This is a genomic window from Chryseobacterium cucumeris, assembly GCF_016775705.1.
GTDB lineage: Bacteria > Bacteroidota > Bacteroidia > Flavobacteriales > Weeksellaceae > Chryseobacterium > Chryseobacterium cupriresistens.
Genome location: NZ_CP068760.1, coordinates 3704499 through 3728176 on the forward strand (window position 1 = coordinate 3704499; position 23678 = coordinate 3728176).

General features: G+C 34.0%; 22 protein-coding genes and 1 tRNA gene. 8 read left to right on the top strand and 15 right to left on the bottom strand.

All coding sequences use genetic code 11. The features are described from left to right. Positions 1-124 precede the first annotated feature (124 nt). Positions 125-1018: an AraC family transcriptional regulator gene (locus JNG87_RS16550; RefSeq protein ID WP_202839727.1), complete on the top strand. Its 894-nt coding sequence runs from the start codon at positions 125-127 to the stop codon at positions 1016-1018. A 253-nt stretch (positions 1019-1271) separates the two neighbouring features. Here the strand turns inward: JNG87_RS16550 and lipA are convergent, their stop codons facing one another. Next, positions 1272-2138 carry a lipoyl synthase gene (gene lipA, locus JNG87_RS16555; protein WP_002981042.1) on the bottom strand — a complete coding sequence of 289 codons (867 nt, stop codon included), beginning with the start codon at positions 2136-2138 and terminating at the stop codon, positions 1272-1274. Positions 2139-2253: 115 nt separating this feature from the next. Between lipA and JNG87_RS16560 the strand changes: the two genes are divergently transcribed. Continuing rightward, a complete protein-coding gene (locus JNG87_RS16560; RefSeq protein ID WP_238349607.1) occupies positions 2254-2886 on the top strand; it encodes a hypothetical protein in 633 nt (210 codons plus the stop codon). A gap of 100 nt (positions 2887-2986) precedes the next feature. Here JNG87_RS16560 and JNG87_RS16565 read toward each other — a convergent pair whose 3' ends face one another. Beyond that, positions 2987-3547, bottom strand: a complete 561-nt coding sequence (locus JNG87_RS16565; RefSeq protein WP_110010746.1) for an RNA polymerase sigma factor — start codon at positions 3545-3547, stop codon at positions 2987-2989. A 128-nt stretch (positions 3548-3675) separates the two neighbouring features. Here JNG87_RS16565 and tyrS point away from each other — a divergent pair, with 128 nt between their 5' ends. After that, complete coding sequence (gene tyrS, locus JNG87_RS16570) at positions 3676-4971, top strand: tyrosine--tRNA ligase (protein WP_202839731.1); 1296 nt, start codon at positions 3676-3678, stop codon at positions 4969-4971. A 73-nt stretch (positions 4972-5044) separates the two neighbouring features. Here tyrS and JNG87_RS16575 read toward each other — a convergent pair whose 3' ends face one another. Then, on the bottom strand, positions 5045-5464 hold the full coding sequence (locus JNG87_RS16575) for a hypothetical protein (RefSeq protein WP_202839733.1): 420 nt from the start codon (positions 5462-5464) through the stop codon (positions 5045-5047). 199 nt (positions 5465-5663) lie between these two features. Between JNG87_RS16575 and JNG87_RS16580 the strand changes: the two genes are divergently transcribed. After that, complete coding sequence (locus tag JNG87_RS16580) at positions 5664-7637, top strand: tetratricopeptide repeat-containing sensor histidine kinase (protein WP_202839735.1); 1974 nt, start codon at positions 5664-5666, stop codon at positions 7635-7637. Then, positions 7627-8265 carry a DNA-binding response regulator gene (locus JNG87_RS16585; RefSeq protein WP_202839737.1) on the top strand — a complete coding sequence of 213 codons (639 nt, stop codon included), beginning with the start codon at positions 7627-7629 and terminating at the stop codon, positions 8263-8265. The genes JNG87_RS16580 and JNG87_RS16585 overlap by 11 nt, the downstream gene beginning before the upstream one ends. A gap of 49 nt (positions 8266-8314) precedes the next feature. Here JNG87_RS16585 and JNG87_RS16590 read toward each other — a convergent pair whose 3' ends face one another. Next, complete coding sequence (locus tag JNG87_RS16590) at positions 8315-8746, bottom strand: hypothetical protein (protein WP_238349608.1); 432 nt, start codon at positions 8744-8746, stop codon at positions 8315-8317. A 243-nt stretch (positions 8747-8989) separates the two neighbouring features. On the opposite strand from JNG87_RS16590, the gene JNG87_RS16595 reads away from it, so the two are divergent. The 3 genes from JNG87_RS16595 (at position 8990) to JNG87_RS16605 (ending at position 11599) form a co-directional block, all read left to right on the top strand. Beyond that, a complete protein-coding gene (locus JNG87_RS16595; protein ID WP_110010752.1) occupies positions 8990-9628 on the top strand; it encodes an alpha/beta hydrolase in 639 nt (212 codons plus the stop codon). A 120-nt stretch (positions 9629-9748) separates the two neighbouring features. Continuing rightward, positions 9749-11068 carry a PDZ domain-containing protein gene (locus JNG87_RS16600; protein WP_202839740.1) on the top strand — a complete coding sequence of 440 codons (1320 nt, stop codon included), beginning with the start codon at positions 9749-9751 and terminating at the stop codon, positions 11066-11068. 3 nt (positions 11069-11071) lie between these two features. After that, complete coding sequence (locus tag JNG87_RS16605) at positions 11072-11599, top strand: hypothetical protein (protein WP_137905441.1); 528 nt, start codon at positions 11072-11074, stop codon at positions 11597-11599. Here the strand turns inward: JNG87_RS16605 and JNG87_RS16610 are convergent. From JNG87_RS16610 to JNG87_RS16660, 11 genes are all read right to left on the bottom strand, one after another. Further along, positions 11592-12635: a L,D-transpeptidase gene (locus tag JNG87_RS16610; protein ID WP_181397984.1), complete on the bottom strand. Its 1044-nt coding sequence runs from the start codon at positions 12633-12635 to the stop codon at positions 11592-11594. The two genes, JNG87_RS16605 and JNG87_RS16610, sit on opposite strands and share 8 nt — an antisense overlap. Before the next feature lie 447 nt (positions 12636-13082). Then, positions 13083-13156: transfer RNA gene (locus JNG87_RS16615), tRNA-Asp, on the bottom strand. Positions 13157-13423: 267 nt separating this feature from the next. Further along, positions 13424-14611, bottom strand: a complete 1188-nt coding sequence (locus JNG87_RS16620; protein ID WP_202839742.1) for a glycosyltransferase family 4 protein — start codon at positions 14609-14611, stop codon at positions 13424-13426. Beyond that, on the bottom strand, positions 14611-15744 hold the full coding sequence (locus JNG87_RS16625) for a glycosyltransferase (RefSeq protein ID WP_202839744.1): 1134 nt from the start codon (positions 15742-15744) through the stop codon (positions 14611-14613). Before JNG87_RS16625 ends, JNG87_RS16620 begins: the two co-directional genes overlap by 1 nt. Beyond that, positions 15744-16844, bottom strand: a complete 1101-nt coding sequence (locus JNG87_RS16630; RefSeq protein WP_202839745.1) for a hypothetical protein — start codon at positions 16842-16844, stop codon at positions 15744-15746. The genes JNG87_RS16625 and JNG87_RS16630 overlap by 1 nt, the downstream gene beginning before the upstream one ends. After that, positions 16828-17745, bottom strand: a complete 918-nt coding sequence (locus JNG87_RS16635; RefSeq protein WP_202839746.1) for a glycosyltransferase — start codon at positions 17743-17745, stop codon at positions 16828-16830. Before JNG87_RS16635 ends, JNG87_RS16630 begins: the two co-directional genes overlap by 17 nt. Next, entirely contained in the window at positions 17735-18937 is a 1203-nt protein-coding gene (locus JNG87_RS16640; RefSeq protein ID WP_202839747.1) for an O-antigen ligase family protein, read from the bottom strand. The genes JNG87_RS16635 and JNG87_RS16640 overlap by 11 nt, the downstream gene beginning before the upstream one ends. Next, entirely contained in the window at positions 18934-19920 is a 987-nt protein-coding gene (locus JNG87_RS16645) for a glycosyltransferase (RefSeq protein WP_202839748.1), read from the bottom strand. The genes JNG87_RS16640 and JNG87_RS16645 overlap by 4 nt, the downstream gene beginning before the upstream one ends. Then, entirely contained in the window at positions 19913-20977 is a 1065-nt protein-coding gene (locus tag JNG87_RS16650) for a polysaccharide pyruvyl transferase family protein (protein WP_202839749.1), read from the bottom strand. The genes JNG87_RS16645 and JNG87_RS16650 overlap by 8 nt, the downstream gene beginning before the upstream one ends. 2 nt (positions 20978-20979) lie before the next feature. Next, a complete protein-coding gene (locus tag JNG87_RS16655) occupies positions 20980-22500 on the bottom strand; it encodes a lipopolysaccharide biosynthesis protein (protein WP_262896819.1) in 1521 nt (506 codons plus the stop codon). 11 nt (positions 22501-22511) lie between these two features. Further along, entirely contained in the window at positions 22512-23678 is a 1167-nt protein-coding gene (locus JNG87_RS16660; RefSeq protein WP_202839753.1) for a nucleotide sugar dehydrogenase, read from the bottom strand.

The window sequence follows — 23678 nt, forward strand, 5'->3', positions numbered from 1 at the left end:
TTATTTTGAAAGTGCAAAAATCGCAAGAAAGTTTGAATTTCACTCCTACTTGAATGATAAAAATTTGCTCCATATTAACCTTTTTAATTAATTTTAAATTCAGAAACAATCAAATAAGAACAAAATGAAGATCCAGAAAGAAATTATTGAGTTTGAAAAAGGGAAATCCTTCAAGCTATTTTCTCCTTCTCTGAAAAACTGTTTTTTCTGGCATTATCATCCGGAAATTGAACTGGTATATGTAGAAGCTGTGAACGGAATCCGCCACGTTGGTAAAAACATTTCCGGCTTTACAGACAGTGATCTTTTACTGATTGGTTCCAACGTTCCTCATCTTAATTTTGACTATGGTATTCAGACCGAATGCAGGCAGCTTGTATTACAGATGCGGGAAAGCTTCCTTCAGGACATTATTCTTCCTGTTCCGGAATTTGAGAATATTAAGAACCTTTTGGAACGGTCCTATCTCGGACTTTCATTTTCCGGAGAAACCAAAATTACAGTTGTTGAAAAACTACAGGCTATTAAAGATAAAAACTCTTTTGAATCATTGGTTGGGCTGATTGAAATTCTGCAAATCCTGGCCCATTCCGCCGAAGTGAAAGAACTGAATAAGGAAGATACCCGGATCAAATGGTTTTTGAATGATAAAATCAGAATGGGAACCATCTACGATTATATCCACGAAAATTATGACCGGAAACCCAATGTCAATGAAGTGGCCCAGGTTGTCAGCTTGAGTACTCCTGCTTTCTGCCGGTATTTTAAAAAGCAGACGAATATGACTTTTACTGATTTTGTTAACAATTACAGGATCAATCAGGCTAAAATATTTCTGCTGAAAGATCAGTCTGTAACGGAAGTTTGTTTTCAGGTAGGTTTTGAAAGTCTTTCTTATTTTAATAAATTGTTTAAACAGCATACGGGAGAAACACCTTCCGAGTTTAAGAAGAAACATTTCAGACCGATTGAGATTAATGGGAAGATTGGAGTGATTAAGAAGGATACGACTTGTTAAGTAATTTTTGTGATTGCGGACTAAAGTCCGCTGCTATGGATACTTTTGTGAGTGTTGTATGAACCACCCCGTCAAAAATTCTTTGAATTTTTGCCACCCCTCCAAAGGATGGGAATGATGACAGCCGTTATTGTAACGATTGCCGCCTTCATTAGTAACCACTAATATCTGCAACCTATCACCTATAATCTGCTACCTGATCCCTGCTACCTAAAAAAACAAAAAACCGCTCATTGCTGAACGGTCTGTATTTTTAGTGAATATGTTTTTCTGCGTGGTAAGAACTTCTTACAAGAGGAGAACTTTCAACATGTCTGAAACCTAGGCTTCTTGCAAAATCCCCAAACTCATCAAATTCTTCAGGAGTGATAAATTTCTTTACCGGAAGATGCTTTTTAGTCGGCTGCAGATATTGTCCAAGGGTAATGACATCTACATTGGCATTCCTGATATCTTCGATGGTCTGGAAGACCTCATCTTTAGTTTCTCCCAATCCAAGCATTACTCCTGTTTTGGTTCTTCTTTGTCCGGCTTCTTTCAGATATCTTAATACTTCAAGGCTTCTTTCATATTTTGCCTGGATTCTTACTTCTCTGGTCAGACGTTTTACCGTTTCCATATTATGAGAGATTACTTCAGGAGCTACTTCTACTAATCTGTCAAGGTGTTTTGTGATACCCTGAAAGTCAGGAATCAATGTTTCCATTGTTGTTCCCGGAGAAATTCTTCTTACGGCATTCACTGTTTCTCCCCAAAGAATAGATCCCATATCTTTCAGATCATCGCGGTCTACGGAAGTAAGCACGGCATGTTTGATCTTCATTAACTTGATGGATCTTGCTACTTTTTCAGGCTCATCCCAGTTTACGTCAAGTGGTTTTCCTGTTTTTACACCACAGAATCCACAGCTTCTCGTACAGATATTTCCTAAAATCATGAAAGTAGCTGTACCTTCACCCCAACATTCTCCCATGTTCGGGCAGCTTCCGCTTTGGCAAATGGTGTTTAATTTATATTTATCAACCAAAGTTCTCAGCTCTCTGTAATTCTTTCCGGTAGGAAGTTTTACGCGGATCCATTTTGGTTTTTGAACGGTAGTGTCTTGAACTGAATTTTCCATTTCTAAAATTGAAGTTCAAAGTTAAGGATTTTTTAATGGAAACCATCAACCGGAAATATTGATGAAACTGATCATCCGAAATTCATTTGTATATTTATGGCTCCAAAATATTCTTATGAAAAAAATATTCTTCCTTTTATCCGCGATATGCGGAACATTTTCTCTTGCCCAAAAACAATTTCAGCCTGCAGGTTCCACGGTTATTGAGACTGTAGACGGAGATCTTGATAGTGATAAAATTCCTGAAAAAGTAATTATCTACAACACAAAGGACACTACTGATATGGGAAACATCCGTGAAATCCAGATCCTGAAAAAGGTTGGCGGTGCATGGACAATCCTTGAAAAATCCAGAAATGCTGTTATGGAAAGCAACGGCGGAGGTATGATGGGTGACCCTTACAGAGAAACGAAAATAGAAAAAGGAATTCTGATTATTTCTCAAAACGGCGGAAGCAGCTGGAAATGGGATGTTACAGACAAATACAGATTTCAGAACGGACATTTTGAACTGATAGGAACCTCCTCTACTTCGGGAAGGCCGGGAGATTACTGGAAAGATATAGATTTTAACCTTTCAACAGGACAGCTGAACTATTCCAAAGAAGTAGAAAATACAGCTGAATATGGTAAATCCTTAAAGGAAACTTATATTAAAAAAGGACTAAAGATCAATCTGCAGAACAGAAACCAGGAAAAGCAGCAAAAAATAGTTCTTCCCAAAACAAAAGAGGAAGTTTATTTTTAAATAAAAGTCGTAATATTTAAGTTTTGGCTGAAGCCAATTTGAATTTGTATTTTTTAGTAAATGGGTTAAAACCTGTTTCTATTGAATAATATTATTGAATTTAATGATCATCAAACTCATTATTTTTCAGGAGTTCTGCCAGGACTTTTTTGGCCCGCATGACCCTTACTTTGGTATTGGCGACTGAAATTCCCAATTCATCAGCAATTTCTTTGATACTTTTTTCTTCAAAAAATCTCAATCTGATAATGTCCTGATAATTGGCATCCAGGGATTCTATGGTTTTGATGATTTTCTTCTGTTCCTCTTCGGAGATAAGCAGTTCTTCCGGTGATTTTGCGTATTGGTTTTTGACCTCATCAAGATTTTCAACAGCGTCTTCGTTGTCGCGGTTTTTCTTTCTCCAGAAATCAATCACGGTATTCTGGGCAATGGTAAGCACCCAGGTTTTAAACTGAAAATGAGGATCGAACATATCCAGTTTTGACAGTACTTTTGAAAAAACATTGACAGTAATTTCATCGGCATCATTTTCATCTCTCACTTTCTTCATAACAAAGGAGAAGACATCCACCCAAAAAACATTGATGAGTTTAGTCTGGGCCTTCTGGTCTTTATCCTTGGCCTTCTGGATGAGCAGGAATAGCTGTTCGTCGTTCATTAATAACAAATATAGATTATTTGGGCTGAAAAACAAAGTATAGGAAAGGTAAAATGGTAAAAAGGCTTTACCCTTAATACTTCGGAATTTACTATCTTTGCATCTTAAAATTTTAAAGTTAAAAATCAATGAATTCCTTTATAGAAGAACTGAAATGGCGTGGTCTGTTTGCCGATATGATGCCAGGAACCGATGAACAACTGAATAAAGAGGTAACTACTGCATATATTGGTTTTGATCCTACCGCCGATTCTTTACATATCGGAAGTCTTATCCAGATAAAAATCCTGGCTCACTTCCAGCTGCATGGCCACAAACCTATTGCTCTGATAGGAGGTGCTACTGGAATGATCGGAGATCCATCCGGGAAATCTGCTGAAAGAAATCTTCTGGATGAGGAAACTCTTTTACATTATGTAGACTGTTTAAAGAAACAGCTTTCAAAGTTCCTTAATTTTGAAGGAAATGAGCCTAACAAAGCTGAGCTGGTAAACAACTACGACTGGATGAAGAATATTTCTTTCCTTGATTTTGCTAAAAATGTCGGAAAGAATATCACGGTCAACTATATGATGGCAAAAGATTCCGTAAAGAAAAGATTCTCAGGAGAATCCGGTGCAGACGGAATGAGCTTTACAGAATTCACGTACCAGTTAATCCAGGGATATGATTTCCTTCATTTATACCAAAACAATAATGTGAAGCTTCAAATGGGAGGTTCTGACCAGTGGGGAAACATCACTACAGGAACAGAATTGATCCGTAGAAAAGCTCAGGGTGAAGCTTTTGCTTTAACAGTTCCTTTAATTACGAAAGCAGACGGTTCCAAATTCGGAAAGTCTGAAAGCGGGGAAAATTACTGGCTGGATAAAAAGAAAACTTCTCCTTACAAGTTCTACCAGTTCTGGCTGAATGCTACGGATGAGGATGCTGAAAGATTTATCAAATTCTATACTTTCTTAGGAAAAGAAGAAATTGAAGCTTTAATTGAAGAGCACAAAACAGCGCCACACGAAAGAAAGCTACAGAAGAAACTTGCAGAAGAAGTTACCGTTTGGGTACATGGAAGAGAAGAGTATGAAAAAGCATTGAAAGCTTCTGAAATTCTTTTCGGACGTTCTACTGCTGAAGATCTTGTAAGCCTCGATGAGGAAACTTTCCTGGAAGTTTTTGATGGTGTTCCTCAAAGAGAAATTGCAAAAGCTGATGTTCTGGGAGTGAATATTGTTGATCTTCTTTCTGAAAAATCAGGGTTCTTGAAATCTAAAAGTGAGGCACAAAGAGAGATTAAAGGAAATTCAATTTCTGTCAACAAGCAAAAAGTAAATGATACTTTTACAGCCAATGAAACAGATCTTATTGATGGTAAATTTTTATTGCTTCAAAAAGGTAAGAAAAGCTACTTTATTGTCAAAGTAAGCTAATCTGAAACACTATATAAAAATCGGCGCTGGGATTCATCTCAGCGCCGATTTCATTTCCTAAATAAATTTAATATTAAAATGTATAGCTTGTAGTAGCCGACAAATATTGTCCACTGGAAGTTCCTTCTTTCTTCAGTTCTCCGTCTACCCAGATCTGAACTTTCAAAGTTGCAGAAGCATCCGGTCCGACAGCGTTTACTCCAACGGTGGCATTGTATGCTCCCGGTTCTGATGTTACCTCAGGGCTGCTCCATGTTGTTCCGCTAAGACTTGTTGCAGTGGTAGGGTTACCGTCAATTCCGTACACCGCTACTTCAATATTACTGCCTGAAGAAGCGATTGCTTTAAAGACCACTTTATGACTTTTCCCTGCTCCATTCACATTGTTGTCGTCATCATCGTTACTGCATGACACTGTAAATCCAATAAGCATTGCTGCTATTACTGCAACGAATGCGCCTCTTAACAGCTTATTCATACTCATTTTTTTCATAATCTTTTGTTTAAATTTTAGTTACTATATTGAATATTCTATGATCCATGATTTGATATCTGCAAAGCTATGAGCATCACCTACGTCTATCAATCCTGAAAAACCAGTAATTTTTTCTACCTAAATTCCGGTATTTTTTATGCTAAAATTTTTAATTAAATTGAGCGTTTAAAAAAATATTTTACAGAATTGATCCATAATGAAGAGATTACTTGTCCTGTTAAGCCTGTTTTTGTCTTTGGCATTACAATCCCAGCAAATCATTCCGCTTAATGAGAAATCTTATATAGACAGCTTACAAAGCATTACAAGAGGAAATCATCCTGATACTTCAAAAGCAACGGCCTTTTTCCTTTTATCTAATTATTACAGGAACAATGATTCTGTTTTGAGTAAAAAATATCTTTCCAACGGAAAAATACTGGCGCAAAGCCATCCTTTTATTTCAGCCAAATATTATTATTACGAAGGACAGTATAATCTGGACAGGAATAAGAAGAAAGCTGCTGTTTCTTATCAGCAGGCTATTCAGTCTCTATCAAAATTTAAAAATGAAGAATCCGATTTTCTTCAGGCTCTTGCCTGGTACAGCTACGGAGTTTCGCAAAAGGATAAAGAGGGCTATATTCCTTTGGTTAAAATCATGCTTGAAAAGAGTATTCCGTTGGTTGAAAAATATAAGAACAGCAGAAACCTGGGATTCCTGTATACTCAGCTTGCCGTTATTCTTACTTATAATGCCCAGTTTAAAAAAGCTGAAGGTTATAATAACAAAGCCCTGGAAATTCTTGAAAAACAATATCCGAATTCTGCTGAGCTATTTTTTACCTATCTCAATTCTGCCAACAATTTCTGTTATCAGGCTAATGGGGATCAGGCTGAAAAGTATTTGAATAAAGCCGAAAAGCTTATCAGGGAATATCCTGAATCTTCATCCAATGCTTTTTATTATTACAGCAAAACCCTGTTGTATATTACCCGGCAGAAAAATGAGGAAGCTCTTCCTGTAATAGAAAAAGGGATTTTTTATACCAGAAAGTACAATCAGAATCTCCTGGCTCAAATGTTTTATTTCAATAAGTTTGACATTTTAAAGAAACTTAAAAGATATAAGGAAGCTAAGGCTACCCTGGAAGATGTTTTAACGGAAAAATCCCTGGCTATTGATCTTAATAACAGAAAAACTTTTTATAAGCAGCTTTCCTTGCTTAATGAAGAATTGGGAGATACTAAAGAAGCGCTCCTGTGGGAACAAAGATATTCCAAACTCAACGATAGTTTGAATACAGAAAATGTAAAGCTTGAAATCAACAAACTCGAAACTAAATTCAATACCGCTGAAAAAGAAAGAAAAATAGCAACTTTAAATGCTGAGAAAAACCAAAAAGATCTGGAAGTTAATAAGAAAAACTCTTATTTGTGGGGAATGGGTCTTGTTTTATTGTTGGCGTTAAGTCTTCTGATCTTCCTGTTTATTATTTTCAGAAAAAACAAAAAAATAAATGAACAGAGAATCAATGATATTAAGCAAAAGGAAGAATTATCGTTAACCAAAGCTATTCTTGATGGTGAAGAAAGGGAAAGAGAACGTATCGCAAGGGATCTTCATGATGGCCTTGGAGGAATGCTTGCGGGTGTGAAAATCAATTTTTCTACCTGGTCTTCCAGTCATTTAAACCCTGAAAAAGATCAGGAGTTTTATAAAATTCTCGGACAGCTGGACAGTTCTGTAAGTGAACTCCGCCATGTGGCCAGAAATTTAATGCCTGAATCATTGCTTAATTTTGGTTTGGAAACTGCCATCTGTGATTTGTGTGAATTTTACAGCAGAAAAAATCTCGAAATTGACTTTCAGGCTATTGATATTGATAAAGCTTTACCTTTAAATATCCAGCTTAATATTTACAGGATTGTACAGGAGTTACTGGCCAATGCTGTAAAACATGCCAAAGCCAGCAGTATTCTACTTCAATGTTCACAGTCCGGCGAAAATTTTCTCATTACGATTGAAGATAACGGAAAAGGATTTGATAAAAATATAGAAAATACCACCAAAAGTATGGGACTTCGCAATCTGAAAAACAGAGTCAACTACCTGAAAGGAAAAATGGAAATCAATTCTGACCACCAGGGAACAGCAATTAATATAGAACTCAATATCAATGGAGAATGAAAAAATAAATATTGTCATTGTAGATGATCATCCTATTGTCATTGAAGGATTAAAAATGATGCTGAAAAGCCAGCCTTTATTTAATGTAGCGGGAAGTTTTGCATCCGGTGAGGAAACACTGGGTTTTATCCGGTCAGAAATGGTAGATATTGTTCTTCTGGACATTTCGCTCCCTGATTCCAACGGTACAGATCTCTGCAGAGAAATAAAAAAAATATCACCCAATACCTCTGTCATTATGTTCAGCAACCGTTCGGAAAGAAGTATTATTATGCAGTCTATACAAAACGGAGCAAGCGGCTATCTTCTTAAAAATACGTCCATTGATAATCTTGTAGTATCTATAAGAGGGGCGCTTTCCGGAGATATTGTTTTCTGCAATGAGACCAAGCAGATAATCAGCCTTCCTTCTCAAAATATCCTCCCTGTTCCGAGGCTCACTAAAAGGGAGAAACAAATTCTACAGATGGTAGCACAGGGGAAAACAAGCAATGTAATTGCTGAAGAACTTTTCTTAAGTCCTCTTACCGTAGACACCCACCGCAAGAATCTGCTGCAGAAATTTCATGCAAAGAATTCAACAGAATTGATCAGTCTGGCTGTACAGCAGGGTTTGATTGAAGAATGAAAAAAAACCGCTTTGAAAGCGGTTTCTTTTATATAATGTTTAAAATAATTTACGGTTCTAAGAAGCTGTAATCAATAGAAGCAACTAATACACCTTTACCTTTTTTCTTAACAGTTCTTACTACTTCTCCATCAATGTAAAGATTGATTGTTAATTCAGAGTTATCATCCGGCATTGATGCGTTGGCATCAAGATTCAGTTGTGCCTGGCTGGAATTCACAAAGAATTCACCACTTGTCCATGGCGAAGTTACAGGAGACTGTGGAGTATTGTATATGGTGTTCTGCGTTGTACCTACCTGTGTTACAACACTTATTATTTCTCCTCCGGAAGTTGTCTTCACTTCGAATTGAACCACATGATCCTGAAACTCTTCATCGTCATCTTTTTTACAAGAATTGACAATGGTGATTACAGAAAATAATAAAACGAATAAAAAAGAAAGTCTAAGTAAACTTTTTGAATTGTAAAATTGCTTCATTTCTCCAAATAGATTTTTTAATGTTTCAAATATAAGTTTTTTATTAATATAAAAATAACTTTTATGAAAATTTTCCAATAAAGATTTCCAAATAATATCAAATCAATAAAAATAAAAAAATCACGAAAAATTCAAAAATACACCACAGATAATTAATCATTACACATACATCATCGTGCAGCAGAAGTTCATTGTATGAATAATAAAGTTAAGATTCTGCAGGTATTTAATTATCTTTGCTGTATGAATTTAGATTACTTAGTAAGAGAGCCGGAACATATTACTTCCCAAACTCCCATTCTTTTTATGCTTCATGGCTATGGCAGCAATGAGCAGGATCTTTTCAGTTTTAGAGAAACGCTTCCCAATGACTGGATCATTGTAAGTTTCAGGGCTCCCCGTGATACTCAGTTTGAAGGATACTCATGGTATGATATCAATTTTAATGATCCCGAAAATTTTATCGATGTCCCTCAGGCCAATGAATCTTTACATGCAGTTCTGGAAAGTATGTTGAAGATTATTAACCACTATGGACTTACGGAAAGCAAAGCTCACCTTTGCGGCTTCAGCCAGGGAGGAATACTGTGCTACGCTCTGGCTTTAAAACATCCTGAGCTTTTCAATCGTGTTGCCTGTATGAGCAGCTATCCTGAAGAAAAAATTCTGGACGGTATTGTAAAAGATAAAAAGAAACTGGAAGGACTTCGTTTCTTCATTTCTCATGGTACGGATGATGCTGTGATACCGCTTGAGTGGGGAAGAAAAGCCGCAGATCTGCTTTATGATCTCAGCTGTTACTTTACGTTCAGAGAGTATATGAGCGGACATGGCGTCAATCAGAAAAATTATATGGATTTGATGGACTTTTTTTCAAAATAAACAAAGACTGTTTTGAAATAAATTCAACAAAAAAACCTACATTATTGTAGTTTATATAAACATTCCAGCTTTTGGAATGTTTTTTTATTATCATATAGATAAATTCAGTAAATTCAGTAAATGAAATTTAGATTGTTTTTACTGGGATTATTGCTTAGCATTTTTGTAAGTGCCCAGAACACTTTTGAACTAATTAATACTAAAAAAGCGGTTATTCCTTTTCGGTTTATCAACAATCTTATCTTTATCCCTATCAATGTTAATGGTGCTGATCTTACCTTCCTGCTGGATACCGGAGTTTCGGAAACCATACTTTTTAGTCTGGAAAATAAGGAAGTAAAGCTAAGCAATATAGAAAAAGTAAAGTTTTCAGGTCTTGGAGGAAGTTTAAGTATTGACGGCCTGAAATCGGAACGCAATATTGGCAAAATAGGAGATGCTATTGTCAATACCTCTATGTCTCTTTACATTATTATTGATGAAGAGTTTAATATTTCGCCTCATGTAGGAATTCCTGTAAATGGAGTGATTGGCTATCATTTTTTTAAAGACCATCCTATTTATATAGATTATACATCAAAGAAAATAACCGTTTATGAAAATATTGCCCTCCTGGAAAAGAAAATCAGACGGTTTGAAGAGTTTCCCATTACCATTGAAAAGAATAAGCCTTATTTGCATGCCGATGTAGAAATGACCAATGAAAAGAAAGATTCAAAATTACTGATTGACCTTGGAAACAGTGATGCTATCTGGCTCTTCCCTGCTCTTATTAAAAATTTCGTTTACAACAGACCCAATATTGATGATTTCCTTGGCCGCGGTTTCAACGGAGATATCTATGGCAAAAGAAGCAGAATTCATAATTTTTACCTCGGAAATTTTAAATTTGAAAAGCCACTTACTGCTATGCCGGATGAATTTTCTATCCAGCATGTTAATTTGGTAGAAAACAGAAAAGGTTCCATAGGAAGTGAAATTATGCGTAGATTTACTGTAGTTTTTGATTATCCCAATCAAAAGTTATATCTTAAGAAGAACAGAAACTTTGACGATCCTTTTCATTTTAATATGAGCGGACTGGATTTCAGACAAGACGGATTGGAATGGCAGCAGGATAGAATAAATATTGAAACTCAAAAATCAGCTAAAGTAGTAAATGAAGTTTATAAAGAAGCTTTTCGGTATAAATTCAGTCTGAAACCTATATTCTCCATTGCAGGAGTAAGAAAAGACTCTCCAGCCTATGAAGCAGGCCTTAAAAAAGATGACAAAGTTCTGAGCATTAACGGAGAACGAACTGCAGACATGACTCTCGAAAAGATCATGGAACTTATGAAGTCCAGCGAGGGCAGAAATATTACCATGATCATTCAAAGGAAAAACGAAGAACTTACATTCCGCTTCATGCTTGAAGACCCAATTCCTTATCAAGAATAAAATATGAATACTGAAGAAAGCACCTTAGACAGAATAAGAACCAGACCCAGATTTAAAATGTTTACTCATCTTACCAAAGAAGAGTATGCTGAAAATCTTAAAAAATATATGGAAGAGCATAAAGATGAATTTTCAGGAAATATTAATAAGGAGGTTGCTACCATTTGGGTAAAAACAGAATATGATAATTACTGGAAGCCCTGCCTTGCCTTAAGGGTAGAAATGGAAGATGAGCATACGGCAATACGCGGAGTATTTGGCCCTAGCTCCGCAGTGTGGACGTTTTTTATGTTTCTTTACTTTTCTTTTTCTATTCTGTGGATGACATTCTTCACGATGTATTACGTGGAGAAACAGATAAAAAGCGCCGAATACCCATGGGCACTGAGCGCTTCTTTTGTCATGTTATTGTTTATTCTTCTTACGTATATTGCTGCAAGATTCGGGCAGCATAAAGGTAAGGAGGAAATGATCAAACTTAGAAAATTTGCTGAAGAATCTACTTTGCAATTTGAAAAGAAAATCAATTAGATAAAGGTTCTGCAGGCTTTTCATTCTGAACAGGTGCAGATGCTGCTTTTGCTGCTTTGATAGAATCCACCACTTTTTCTCTGTTGCTTTGTTCTTTAAGCATTTTTGGAACGTCCGGCTCTAAAAGCTTCGTCAATTCTTCAACGGAAATATTGTTAGCATTAGGATCGTCCAAAAGATTTCTCCATGGTTTTCTTCCTCCCCATTTGTAATCTCCGAATACCATTACCGCTGTTCCTTTGGCTTTTGTTGTAGCACCGCCGGGATTCAGAATCCAGGTATCTGCATAAGAATACAGCCATTGGGCATCTTTCCTCAGCAATCGGAGACATGAGTGGGAAGCAGGATATCCCGGAAGGGTATATTCATGCCATCCAATTCCTCCGATATTGTGAATATTAAAGTTATAAGGAAGTTTCCATTCAGTACTTACCGTAGAAATGGCAAGTTTCTTTTTCCAGTTGGCAAAAGTAAGCCCTCTTGTGGTCTGGGCTGCTTTTTTACCCATACTTGTCGGGCCCCATTTTACAAGACTTCCATTGGAATATACAGCAAAAGCCTGTATAGGATATGAGAATATGACAAACTTTTTCACTCCGCTTAATACATCCAGCTGCATTGGAAACGGTGAATATGCCATCAATGTTGTATCTATTTTTGCAGGAACAACCAAAGTATCGGCATTCCATTTACTTTTAGAGTCCAGCCTGTTTAAAGCTAAAATAGCAGTTCTCTCTTCTACACTGTATTTCTTGCTGAATTCTGCATACACAGAATCACGCATTTTTTTATCCTTCGGAAGAACAAAGGCATTATAGAAACCATTCTCCTGCATAACAGGCGGAACAGATTCTTTTTTCACTACAGGAACAGAATCTTTCTTTATGGAATCCTTTTCTACCTCCGAAGCTTCCGAAGAAGCAACAGTATCTTTAAAAGTATCACTTATCTTTTCTATTTCCTTTTTACAGGAAATCAAGAAAAAAGCGCATAAACAGACATAAAGAAAGGATTTTTTCACAGATATGTTTTTCATAAATAAATCGGCCATTTAGTTTGGCTACCCAGTACAAATATCAGACCTAAATTTGAATCATAAAAGATATTCTTAAAAATACCGTAAAAAAACGGAGGTTTAAGGATTGCAAATGAGGAGTTATAGTTAGTTCATTTTTATAAGGTTAGCGTTCCAGACAGGGATTCCGGGAGTCTCACATAAACATTATTCTCCTTTCCAGTTCTTTTTGAAAATAGTTTTACACCAAGATCAGTTTACATTAAAAAATTCAGTATAAATCTCACAATACATAAAAAAGCAATCAGCAACAGTATGTAAAACTGAACTTTATTTACTTTTCTATTCCCGAATTTCCAGACGAGAATTCTGTCAATGATAAATTATCACTTTTACAGGAATGAAATTGAATAGTAAATGGAAGGGGGGAAAATAAAAAAGCCTTCTATTTCTAGAAGACTTTTTTTGCGATCCGGACGGGACTCGAACCCGCGACCTCCGCCGTGACAGGGCGGCATTCTAACCAGCTGAACTACCGGATCAATTAAAGTAGCATTTGCTTTTAACTGGTGCAAATATATAGCTTTTTTTAACTTTTCCAAAGAAACCTATTTCTTTTCTTTCAAAGCAATCTGTAAAATACACATTTTCAAATATAAAAATTAAAGATATAACTGCTATTAGACACCTTTATTTTAAATTTCACTTAGAAAATTTAAGAAAATAGATTATAAACACACACAAAATCAACACTCCTGTTACTTTAAATTCTAAGATGATAAATTCCCTGTACTATTTAACTACCGGGCTTATCCTGTTTGTTCGATAACTTCAACAAATTTTTTACAAAGAATGGACTTGTCATAAACTGTTTCAGCCAATTTTCTTGAATTTTGTCCCATGCTATTTACCACCTCAGGATTGTCCTTCAAATAGAGTACTTTTTCTACAAGTTCTTCCGGACGGTTGGGGTTTACATAATATCCGCAATGGTATTTTTCAGCTATATCTTTCGTCCATCCGGCGGAGTTTACAATAATCGGTTTTCCTGCAGACAATGAATCGAAAAGTTTGTTGGGAGAGTTGGTATACAAAATCGGAATATCCAGAAAGGAAATCATAGAAACATCGGAAAAATTAACAATCTCAGATACGTCTGTCATAGGGAACTTTCCGAGAAACTTCACATTTTTAAGGTTGTTTTTCTCTACTTCATCTACCAAATCCTGTTCGGTAGAACCACCTCCTACAAACAAAAATTCTATATCTTCTCTATCTTTTAATAACTTGGCAGATTCAATAATTGAATGAGCTCCATTTGCCAATCCCAGAGACCCAAAATGAACTATTTTGAAGGAATCTTTTTTTAAACCAAGCTTTTCCATCAGTTGATCGTTTTTTCCCCTAGGCCAGAATTCGTCCATTTTAGCCATATTAGGAATCATTGATGTTTTTTCTTTTGGAATATATTTTACGACTCCATCCTGCATACCGGGAGAAAGTGCAATAACACGGGAAGCGTTTTTATAAATCGTTTTTTCCAGCAGACGAGTTGTTTTAATTGTCCAGCTGTTTTTTATGGCTCCCATTTGTATAGGCACCTCAGGCCAGAGATCCCTTACTTCAAAAACAAAAGGTTTCTTTTTAAACCACTTTAATATAAGTGCCGGAATACCTATTGTAAGAGGAGTAGATGTAGCAATCACCAAATCAATATCTTTCTGTTTCCATCCTACTACAGATGATTTGTACATAAATTTCAGGAAAGCCTTTAATCTTCTGGAAACACTCATATTCTGGTCATAGTCTTCTTTTATATAAACGACTTCAATACCATCAATGTTTACCACTTTAATATCCTCTGAAAATTTCGATGATGAGGTGAGCATAGTAACTTTATGCCCGTTTTTAATAAGTTCTTGTGCTAGCCAATACGATCTTGTTCCTCCGGGTTCCTGAGGAGTTACGAAATATTGGTGGATGTATAATATGTTCATTATTTTTTTTCTGTATATAATTGTTGGTATACTTCAGCTATTCTCTTCCAGTCATGATTTTCTAACAATTGCTCCATATCAAAACTATAATGATCTTGTTTTTGGATTAAACGTTCAAGCGCCCGTTCGATCGCAGAAACAGAAATGTCTTCCACTTTTTCCCCAATAGAATCATCATAAAAACCGTCGATCCCTTCATTTTGTGTGTACATCACCGGTAAACCCTGCAGAAGGGCTTCTATATACACCAGGCCAAAGGTTTCTGCTTTGGAAGGCATTGTAAAGAAATCACTTCGTTCATAGTAGGATTTTAAAACAGGCAGACTCTCAACTTTTCCTACAAACTCAAAGGAAGGGTCGTTTTTAATAGAATCAAGGATTCTTTTCTCGTCATTTCCTCCTCCTCCAATCAGTGTTAATTTTATCTTATTCTGAACCTTGTGATTATAATTCTTAACAGCATTAATAAGGTTAAAGACATTTTTTCCCTTATTAAATTTCCCTATATAAAGCAACTGAATGCTTTTTTCATTCTTAACAACATTCCTTTTCATCACCTTTGATTCGATCCAGTAAGGATCTACACCATTTGGGACCACTGTGAGTTTTTGCTGTACATTCTCCAGGATATGAGACAGTCTTGAATCTTCAAGCATTCTTTTTTTATAGACTGCCGAAATGGTTATGATCTTATTCGCATTCTGAAGAATTTTTTTTCCGTAGCCTCTTTCGTGCAGAAAATATTTCAAAAACACATTAAGATCAGTATTACGCACTGCTACTATGTAGGGAATATTATATTTTTTATGAAGTTCATAGGCCGCTCCGCCATCGCTGTACCATGTGTGAGCATGAATAAATTTGACAGTCTTGAGATCTATTTTTGCTTCAATGTCCCGTACAATTTTTTTAATTTTTCTCTTATACAAAACCCGATCTGCATATTTTGATAAAATATGGCTGTAGATAATCTGAGAGCGGTTATTTTTAAAATTTATTTTATTTTTTCCTATTCTGGAAGCCTCCCGAAATGGATTGTATACAATCTGCTCCACCCCGTTACTATCCAGCTCCCTCACTAAATTTTTATAAACTGTGGATCCTGAGTAATCATTTGTAATGTGGAGTATCATTATGGATAAATTGAATTAAACTGCAGCTCTAAAGAGGAATTGTTAATTTTATTACTATAATTTGTAAGGTTTTTCTCGACCAAAGGATATAAACTTGTATCAAAATAGATAAGTTTCATCCAGCCATCCGATATTTTCCATCCTGTATTTTGTACACTTGGATTTGTAGTACCGTCTACATTATCAGCAATACTGTCTCCTTTAAGAATCTTAAGCTTCAGGGTATTGCAGAGGTAACTGAAATTAAAGTCGGTCCAATTGGCATTTCCCAATTCTTTTGCCTTTATTAAATATAATACGACATGATTTCCATGTGATACATCCTGTATAACGGGCTTATAATTCTTAATTTTCTGTAAAGCCTTACAAAAAGCATCCGGATACGTACTGTTCCATGTATAATACAAAACGCTACCTGTGCTTTTATTTAAGATCAGTGCTTTTTTCAGCTGCTGATCAAACTGATTTACAAACACGGAATATGAGTTTTTATTAGATTCGTCATATTTCATCAGATATAGTGCAACAACTGCCCAGTTTGCTCCGGTATGAAGCCTCTGATGAAACAATAAAGAATAATCTCCATACTGGCTAAAACTTCTGGCTTTCCATTTATCGAAAGAGTATTTTAAACCACTTTCTATCGCCGGCTGATAATTTGTATACAGTTTATTCTTAGCTAAAATATCCAAAAATTCGCCAATGTATCTGAAAAAATATCCTTCTGAAATTAAATGCTCCTGTCCGTTCACTTTTGCATTCTGATTACCTTTTCCCACATTCATCACCCAGCCATTTTTTTGGTAAGATGTCTTTGAATTGGTGTCAATCAGGATTGGTTTTATGACAGAAATATTAGTATCAATATATTTCTTATCTTTTGTTTTAAGATACATATTGTTATTGGCATTGATAAAATATCCTAATGCCATGAAATCGTAAGTATTTTTACTTACCGACGACAATTCCATTTTTTGCAAACCATAGCTTTTGGATGCCTGCATATCTGCATTATACCTGCTTACTCTGTTTTGCTGAGCATACGAAAAGCTAAACAGTAGTACCGCACTAATCTTTATAAAATCACTTAAATATTTCATAATTATTAATATTATAATTTTGAATCAGATTCTGTAACTGCTTATCATTACCTCCATCGGCAACGTTTTCCTGGCTTAGTTTAAAAATTGAATTTTTATTTTCAATGGGAATCAGGTTTGAAAAATAATTGGATTTCACAGTCTTTGTCTTATTCAACTGAGCCATCATATTCAGCCAGACATCATCCGCCATAAAACATAAGCTGACAAAAACCTCTTTGTTTAAAACTTCTTCACAAAAAAAATTAGTCTTATACAAAGTTCCTCCCCCACTTGTGTGAAATAGATCAAATGTCGGTCCAAAATTTCCAAAAACCTTTTTCCACTTAGAATATCTGCTTATTGTATCATCATCATTTCTCACAATTTTATGTGCTCTGTGACAACAGATTGTATCAGGAAATTTTTCATGTAAATCCATTAAATCTTTAATGATATTTGATGGATAAAAGATATCATCATCTATTGTTATGATAACGTCATTTTGATATTCTTTAAAGGCGTAGTAATATTTTTTATGAGACCTGAGATCTTCGTCTACAAATTTTATTTCCAGTTGATTCTTTTTATAGTACCCCATCAAATTATCCGGTATATCTTTTAATTCATTCGGAAACTGATCTTTTGCCAAATACAATACAATTTTATTTGGAAGCTGACTTTGACGTAACATACATTCTATAACCATCCATAATTTGGATATCCTTCCCGGGAATGTTGTCAATGATACAATAATATTTTCCGACGATTGTTCGGGTAGTACTATTTCTTTTTTAGTGTTTTTAAGATATATCGGAAAGACAAAATTTGAAAACTTTCTAATAGAAAATCTCGCTAAAGACTGAACTTTAGTAAGTTTTCTTAACGATGAATATTTTCTATCTATATAATCAATTAACATTTTTAGCTATCGTTTTATAAAATGATGATATACAATAAAGACTTGCTAGCCAAATCCACATGTAAGGATTATTTAAATAAACACTATTAATTGTAAACGCCAATGGCATTACAAGTAATGATCCTAACAAAATATAGTTTGGAATTTCACGCTTTTTAAAAATTTTTTTCGGGTTAAAAATTTTATATAACAATAAAAGAAATGTAAAGAAGACAACAATTCCATATTGAGAAAGTAATTCTATAAATAAATTATGGGGTACCAAGATAGGATTTTTCGTCATTTTACTGGCCGTTTCAGAAAAATTACCAGCTCCGACACCCAGAAATTTTGAGTTTATAAACATATCGATACCAACATTAATCATTTCCTTTCTGGAATTGTCTTCCAGACCTTTTTGTTCAATTCTTGTCTTTAAATAAGAAAATGATGCATTATTCATTACATATATATAACCTGCAAAAGATACTATTATCGAAATGAATGTATAAATAATGGTTTTGCTTATTGACTTACTGGAATAAAAAATAATATATATAATTGTAGATATTAATAAGCACAGCATCGTTCCGCGGCTTGCATTAGTCAGTACAACCCAAACGATTGCTAAAATAAAAAGGATATAAAGTATTTTAAAAAACTTGCTTGAAATAAACTTAAGTTTGGCTAAAATAAAAGGGAATGAAATTGCCAAAAGGTGATTATACAAATTATAATTTCCAAAAGTAATAGCGGCATATTTTCTGATAGTTCCCACACCTCCTAATACCGTATCATCTCCAAATTTAGAATTGGAAAAGTGCAAATTGAAATTAATTTCTATAATTGCTATCGGAATACTTAGTAATACAAATATAACCCAGCCATTGATCAGTTTATTTAAACTTAAATACTTGCTAAAATTCAGTATTTCAATGAAAATGATAAAATTTATTAATGCATAGGCAAACTCTTTTAAGGATTGGTCATTATTAAATGTTAAAAATAACATTGACAATACGCAATACATGATAAAAGAAAAGAAAAACAATAAAACCTCTTTTCCTTTTATCAGTTTTTTATTTAAATCCCTTATTAATAAGGGTAAAAATAGGATAGCAAGAATTCTCGGTGCCTGTAACATACCACCGTATAAACCAAATATTTGTGAAATGATTAATATTGGGGTTATATTTTTCTTTAGGTAATTCATCTATTAATCAAATTATCCAATCTTATCAGAAGGAAAATAAAATTCCAATTTTTATAAATAAAAACCGATTTGGAAGGAAATAGTTTTCTTTTGATATATTTCACAATAAAAGAATCATACTCTCTTGTAAAAACAAAAAAGTCTTTTTTACTGATACTATTTAAAAGATCCATAATTTCATTTTTTTTCATATTGCTTTTATGTAAAAAAATGAACAGCAAACTAAAATAATAGTGATGTCTGTTTATGATGAATTTTTCAGGAAAGAAATCTATTATATCTTTCTTATTATACAATTCTAAAATTTTTAAAACTGATTCTACATTTTTTATAGTCTGCTTTTTTTTCATGATTGACTCTCCCCTTTGTACATAGTTTACGAAGATATTGTCAATAACTTGCAGATCAGGATTTTTACTATAGACTTGTGTATTAAATAACACATCCTCATAGATAGCTCCTTTTTCAAATATGATCCTATGTTGATCCAAGAACTTTTTTGAATAGATCTGTGTCCATGCCTGAACACCATAGTTATTGTATTTTAACAGCAAATCGTGGCCACTGATCTTTTCTTCATTTTCAAATTTTTCAAATTTGACAATTTTATTTTCATAAATTTCCTGATAATTAAATAAGAAAATATCGGTCTCTTTATTGATTTTTTCAAAAAAGATATCAATACTCTCACTTTCAATATAATCATCTCCATCAACAAACCAGATATATTCACCTTTGGCTATTTTATATCCGGCATTTCTGGCATCAGAAAGCCCCCCGTTTTCTTTTTCCAGGATGACAATTCTTTTATCCGCTTCTTTATATTTTTTACAAATACTGATACTATTATCCGGAGATCCATCAATTACCAGGATCAGTTCAAAATTAGCAGAAGTATTTTGTATTATACTGGCAATACATTTTTCTATATAATTCTCAACATTATATATTGGGACGATAATTGATAAAAAAACATCATTCATTTACATTCTCTATTAATGGTAGGTAAAACTTCCTTATCTCCTGAGGATTATATTTTTCATAGTTATCATTACTCAATAACTCATCTATTGCTGTGTTTGCTTCCTCTACATTTTTAACAAACTTGATATATTTTAAATACTTAATCCAGTTGTAAGTTCCTATAACTTTCTGATTATAATTCGAAAAAACCACGCATGGTGTTCCTGTAATGATGCAAAGAACCATTCCATGTAGTCTGTCAGTGACCACTATCTTTGCCTTAGAAAATTGTAACAGCTTATTAGTCAATATTTTCTTTCTAACAGATTTTATATCTAAATCTGTTATTTTTTCACAATGCATATCAGAATTAATTATTTTGGCAAATCTTTCTTTTAAGATTTGGGTAATTTTATCTTTATCATCTGCTGTTAATATTGATTCCTGATCATTTCTGATTACTTCCAATGCATATTCCCGCTCATTTTCAAAACTATATTCAGTGTAAAGAACAATATCGGGAGTCAGAATGACTTTGTTTTTTGGAAAATATTTTTGCATTAATTCAAATGATTTTTCCTCCCTGGCTGTCAAAATCAAATTTTTATGTTTTCCAAAAATATCTTGTGTTCTTTTTAATTCAGATTCACCAATCTGATCATTTGAATAATAGATCGTTTGTGGAAACAGTATAATTTTATTTTCAGGAAAGTTTTGAATTACCATTCTCCTTAAATTTTCTTCCCTCATGTATTCATTCCCGAAATTGCCACCTCCATGAACAAATATCAAATCATCAGGCTTAATAGTATTTCTGTACTTTTCTATAAAATACTTCATCTGAGACTGATTGATCTCAAAAATATGATACCCGGGTAAGTTTTCCTGAAAAAATTTTAGCTGCCCCTCGGCAATAGCGTGATCTCCAATATTAGTATGAGTAGGAGTCTGAAATAAAAATAACCGCTCTGAACTGCAATTAGAAATTTCATCAGCAATTTTATCTACTCTGGCATTATTCTGTATATTATTGATAATTGAATTTGCTTTATTTTTTATTTTGTTAAATAAATCCATATTTATTTCTTTATTTTTTTTATGATTGTTTTCTTAAACTGTTGATACTCTTCCCGCTTAATACCAATAAGAATAATTAATACCAACAAAATAATCTCAGCACCAATGGTTGAAGATATTGCAAAAAAGTAGCTGTTGAAATCTAATTTTTTTATGACCCATACCAGAATAAAACAAGAGAAAATAACCAGGAAGGTCTGTTTTAAATAAAGTAGTACATCTGACCAATCATATTTCAATTTATGATTAACATAAAGAAAACGAAATATGAAGGTGCATAAATTTAAAATAACATTTAAGCTCATAATATATACAGGAGAAAAACCTAATTTTAAGAATATATATGCCAGCGGAAGATTTAATAATAATATCAATGAAACACCTAATTGATAATTTCTGATATTTCCAATGGCATTAGCAGACATCCAAAATGGTCCAACTATGGCATTGATAATAGAGCCTATAATAACGATCTGAGTGAAGCTTACAAGATATTGAGGTAAGTTGACACCCAGCCATAATTTTAAAATGAATTCGGTATGTAATAAAATCGGTATTGATAAAACTAAAAATAGAAATACTGAATATTTCGAAGTATTTAATACTAATCTTTTATGCGTTTCCAAATCATTCGAAGCATAACTTTGAGTAATTTGTGGATTGAATGCTACCTGCATATTGGAAACAAAACTATATAAAACACTATTTACCTGATTCGCAATACCTAAGGCAGCATTTACAGTTACACCGATGAATATATTCATAATCATATTCAATCCCTGTGTTGAACTTAAAACAGCCACTTGTCCGAATAAGCTCCAACCAGAAAAAGATAATAATTCTCTGAATAGTTTTTTGTCAGAAAAATAATGGTAAGCAGTTTCTTCCTTAAAGTTCCTATAGCAATAAATTTTATAGATTACATTAATTATAAGATTGACCAGTAATAATAAAAATGAATACACTATTAGCTGATCATATTCAACAAAAAGAGATAATAAAAATACAATAGCTAGTTTTAATATAGTCTCTACTATACCCAGATAGGCATAGAAAGACATCCTTTCATTCGCGAGTATGGTAGCATTGAAGGGTATTCTGATGATATTAATTATTGTTGTAATTATAGAAAATTGAAATACAAAATTCGCTGCATTAAGCCGGTTAACTGGAATATTTAATTTGTAATTTAAAAACCACAATCCAATAGTCTCCGACAAAACCAATACGATAATTGAGATAATTATATGAATATTTAGACTCATACAAAAAACTCTATTAACTTTTTCTTTGATTTTTGAAGCTAATTCAATATTTAAAAATCGTTGAGTAGCACTTGTCATTGCATTATTTAAAAAAGAAAATAATACAACTACCCCCGCCACTAAATTATATATTCCAAAGTCATCTACTCCTAACTTCTGTAAAATAATCCTTGAAGTATATAAGGAGATCCCCATATTGATGATCATCCTTATGTAGAGTAATATTGTATTTTTTGCGATCTTTTTTGTACTGGACAATTTATTTACTTTTAATCATTACCAAATAGATCCCTTGTGTACACTTTTTCCTGTACATCAGCAAGTTCCGCTGCATTGCGGTTAGAAATAATTACATCGCATTCTTTCTTGAAAAGTTCTAAATCTTTTACTACTCTGGAACCGAAAAAAGACTCTTCATTAAGGGCCGGCTCAAACACTTCCACTTCTACTCCCTTAGCTTTAATCCTTTTCATTACTCCCTGTATGGCAGATGCTCTGAAATTGTCGGAGCCTGCTTTCATGATCAGACGGTAAACACCTACCTTTTTTGGTTTTCTGGCAAGTACAGAATCTGCTATAAAGTCCTTACGGGTCCTGTTGGCATCTACAATTGCCTGGATAATATTATTGGGAACAGCGTTATAATTTGCCAAAAGCTGTTTGGTATCTTTAGGCAGGCAGTATCCTCCGTATCCAAAAGACGGATTATTATAATGTGAACCAATTCTTGGGTCCAGTCCAACACCTTCTACAATCTGGCGGGTATCCAGTTCATGAATCTGTGCGTAGCTGTCTAATTCGTTAAAATAAGCTACCCTCAATGCCAGATAGGTATTTGAAAACAATTTAATGGCTTCTGCTTCGGTAGGATTAGTAAACAAAACCGGAATATCCTTTTTTACCGCACCTTCTTTCAGTAATTCTGCAAAAATCCTTGCCCGCTCGCTCTGCTCCCCGACAATAATTCTCGAAGGATATAAATTATCATATAAAGCTTTGCCTTCTCTCAAAAATTCCGGAGAAAACACTACATTATCTAAATGCATTCTGCTTTTTAACTCTACAGTATATCCCACCGGAACTGTAGATTTAATAATAATTACAGCCTCAGAATTATACTCTGTAATTTCCTTAATTACATTCTCAACACTGCTTGTGTCAAAATAATTGGTAGTGGGATCATAATCTGTGGGAGTGGCGACAATAATATATTCAGCCTTATCGTAAGCTTCCTTCTTATCTAAAGTGGCTTTGAAATTAAGGGGTTTAGTACTTAGAAACGTACTGATTTCTCCATCTTCAATAGGAGATTTTTTAGAATTAAGCAATTCTACTCTCTCCTGAACAATATCTAAAGCTACAACTTCATTATGTTGGGCCAATAAGACGGCATTAGACAAACCTACATACCCTGTTCCTACGACTGCTATTTTCAT